At 44.7% G+C, this 3363-nt stretch carries 4 protein-coding genes; all 4 read right to left on the reverse strand.

What is annotated here, in order from left to right; genetic code table 11:
• Positions 1-508: rod shape-determining protein MreD (mreD, locus tag VIP81_RS19515; RefSeq protein WP_133806747.1), on the reverse strand; the 508-nt coding region annotated here is incomplete at its 3' end.
• Positions 505-1392 (reverse strand): rod shape-determining protein MreC, encoded by an 888-nt coding sequence (mreC, locus tag VIP81_RS19520; protein WP_331964952.1) that lies wholly within the window; start codon positions 1390-1392, stop codon positions 505-507. The genes mreC and mreD, both read right to left, overlap by 4 nt.
• 90 nt (positions 1393-1482) lie before the next feature.
• On the reverse strand, positions 1483-2505 hold the full coding sequence (locus tag VIP81_RS19525) for a rod shape-determining protein (protein WP_106527013.1): 1023 nt from the start codon (positions 2503-2505) through the stop codon (positions 1483-1485).
• 348 nt (positions 2506-2853) lie between these two features.
• A partial coding sequence (locus VIP81_RS19530; protein WP_331964959.1) for a phosphoribosylglycinamide synthetase C domain-containing protein occupies positions 2854-3363 on the reverse strand: 510 nt, incomplete at its 5' end.

The raw sequence follows: 3363 nt of genomic DNA on the forward strand, positions 1-3363 counted from the left end.
ACTTTTTGGAGAAGAACAGCAATTCATACAGTACAATCAGGAAAAGACTGGCCAGTGTTGAAAAGACGATCTTCATAAGGAGGTATAGTACATTGCCGGTACCAAATACTTCCAGTGTAAAAAAGACAGCATGGTGCAGGAATACCAGGATCGCGGCATAGATGAGAAATTGCGATACGCCCATGCTGGTCATGGACGGCGTTTTCTGGGTTGTTTCAAAACCACCCTGTGGCGATAGGATATTAATAATAAACGGGCGCAGATAGGCGATGAATACGCAGGCTGCCGCGTGCATGCCGGGAGTATTCATAAACATATCCAGGGAAAGCCCCATCAGCAACCCCATGAGCATAAGCACCGGGCGTGGCAGATTAAAGGGCAGTGCCAGTATAAACAACATGTATAAATATGGGCTCACCAGCTGATGCAGCAATATTTCATTGAGCACAAACACCTGTATCAGCAACAGGAGCACAAAGCGGATTATATTTCTTAACAGTATACTCATTTAATCAACTTATACGTTGAATCTTCCAATCGTTGTTGTTCGTCTCTTAACAGGTTTTCTATCACATACACATATTGCAGGTTAAAGAAATTGGTGGCCAATTTCAATCGGATAGTAAACGAGGTGCTGGCTTTGTCTCCCACGGCAATGTTTTCTACATAGCCAATAGGAATGTTTTCCGGGAACAAGGCCGAAAAGCCGCTGGTAACTACGGTATCGCCTTTGTGGATCTTCGCACTTTTAGGCACATCTTTCAACAGGGCATAACCGGCATCTTCACCATCCCAGTGTACAGATCCCATTTCCTTTCCTTGTCCCAGGCGGGCGCTGATGGATACAGAATTGGATTTAGACAACATAGACAGTACTACTGAATAGTTATCACTCACGCTTCTCACTACGCCTACCACGCCGCTGCTGCTGATAACGCCCATATTAGGACGGATCCCCTGCAGACTGCCACGGTGAATGGTAATATAGTTAACCGGCTTATTAATAGAGTTATTGATCACTTTAGCGGAGAAGTATTCGTAGCGGCGGATTTGTGTACCGATCACTTTATGGGCGGTATCATCGCTGTACTGCCGAAGGGTATCGATTTTGACACCATTGGTGGTGATCATGCTATCGTAGCTGGTTCGCAGGGCATTATGCAGTCGCATGTTTTCGTTCACCAGGCTATCGTTGGTCGACTTCAGGTGAAAGTAGTACTGTACATTATTATACTTGTCGTATAACTTGCCACTGATATCGTTGGCGGAACTGAGGTAGGCTGTTCGCTGAAAATTATTATGCTGGAACACCAATACCAGACAAATCACTTCCAGCAGCAGAAATAAGAAGAAGTTAAAATATCGCCTAAAGAAAATGATTAAATTTCGCACAAGCGCGCACTGGTTTTTAGATTTAGAGATTTACGGATTTTCCAATGTTGTTTTACCAACATCTTCCAATCCGTAAATATCAAAATAGTTTTATTGCATCAGGAACGGATATTTACCAACATGCTTCAACGCAATACCAGTACCTCTTACCACTGCGCGTAACGGATCGTCTGCTACATGCACCGGCAGTTTGATTTTTTGGGTAAGACGTTTATCCAGTCCGCGCAGTAAAGCACCGCCGCCGGTCAGGTATAAACCTCTGCGATAAATATCTGATGCCAGCTCAGGAGGCGTTGTTTCCAGCGCTTTCAGGATGGCTTCTTCGATCTTAAAGATAGATTTGTCAAGGGCTTCCGCAATTTCCTGGTAAGATACCATGATTTGCTTGGGGATACCGGTTACCAGATCTCGTCCGTTAACAGGAATATCATCCGGTGGGTTATCCAGTTCTTTCAGGGCAGATCCGATATGAATCTTGATCTGTTCTGCCGTTCTTTCACCAATCAGCAAGCTATGATAGCGGCGCAGGGCTTCCATGATATCGGCGGTAAACTCGTCACCGGCAATACGGATACTCTGGTCACAAACAATACCAGCCAGGGCAATCACAGAAATACCGGTGGTACCACCACCTATGTCAATGATCATATTTCCTACCGGTTCTTCCACATCGATACCAATACCCAGGGCAGCAGCCATAGGCTCATGGATCAGATATACCTCTTTGGCACCTGCCTGTTCAGCAGAGTCACGTACAGCTCTCTTCTCCACTTCCGTAATGCTGGAAGGAATACAGATCACCATGCGCCAGCTCGGTGCAAACAGTGGTTTCTTGGGGTAAATCATTTTTATGAGTTCCCTGATCATTCCTTCAGCGGCATTAAAATCCGCTATCACGCCATCTTTCAGGGGACGTATAGTACGAAGATATTCGTGTGTTTTTTCGTGCATCATCATGGCCTTCTTTCCAACTGCCACAATTTTGCCACTAGCCCGTTCTATCGCTACAATGGAAGGCTCGTCCACTACCACCTGGTCATTATGAATTATCAGCGTGTTCGCTGTACCAAGATCAATCGCGATTTCCTGCGTTAAAAAATTAAAAAATCCCATTGTTGATACGGTCAAAAATTAGAATGCAAAAATGAATAATTCCAACGAATATACGATGCAAAAAATGGATATTCTTGCAATAATACAGCTAAATATTAAAAAAAGTTATTTGTTGTGCAAACGGCATGTTAACTGCTCTCTTTATGCTCCGACCAGATGAACGGGATATCCCCGTTTTAATTGTTCCTACTGCCTAAAATTACGCCTTTACAAGTCCCGCTTTTCAATTGTCCTGTACCAGTCCTCCCTACTGTGAACAGCTTTTAGCTGTTAGCTGTTAGCAGGTAGGGATTTAAGCGAGTACTTATCCGCCAAGATCCATAACAGCTAACAACTAAAAGCTAACAGCTAAATAAATTCGTATCCGATATCACGGCGATAGCCTTTGCCGTCAAATGTAATCTGCTCCGCTGTTTGCACAGAATGAGCCAATGCCATCGACAGGTTGGCTGCCAGTGAAGTAATAGACAATACACGACCTCCGTTGGTCAGCACCTCGTCGCCTTCCTGCCGGGTACCGGCATGAAAAACAACCTGGTCGCGGGTAGGAGCTGGAATACCTTTTATCACTTTATTCTTTTCATATGCTTCGGGGTATCCTTTTGATACCAGCATTACCGTGGCTGCGGCGCGTTCATCTGCGTAAATCGTTTGCTCATTCAGCTTGCCGGATGCTACTGCATTGAATAGCTCCAGTAAATCATTCTTCAAACGGGGCATTACTACTTCCGTTTCCGGATCGCCCATGCGACAGTTATATTCAATTACAAAAGGCTCCCCTCCTACATTAATCAGGCCAAAAAAGACAAAGCCATGGTAGATGATTCCTTCTTTAGACAAGCCGGCGATCGTAGGTCT

The organism is Chitinophaga sp., from assembly GCF_036566945.1.
Lineage (GTDB): Bacteria > Bacteroidota > Bacteroidia > Chitinophagales > Chitinophagaceae > Chitinophaga.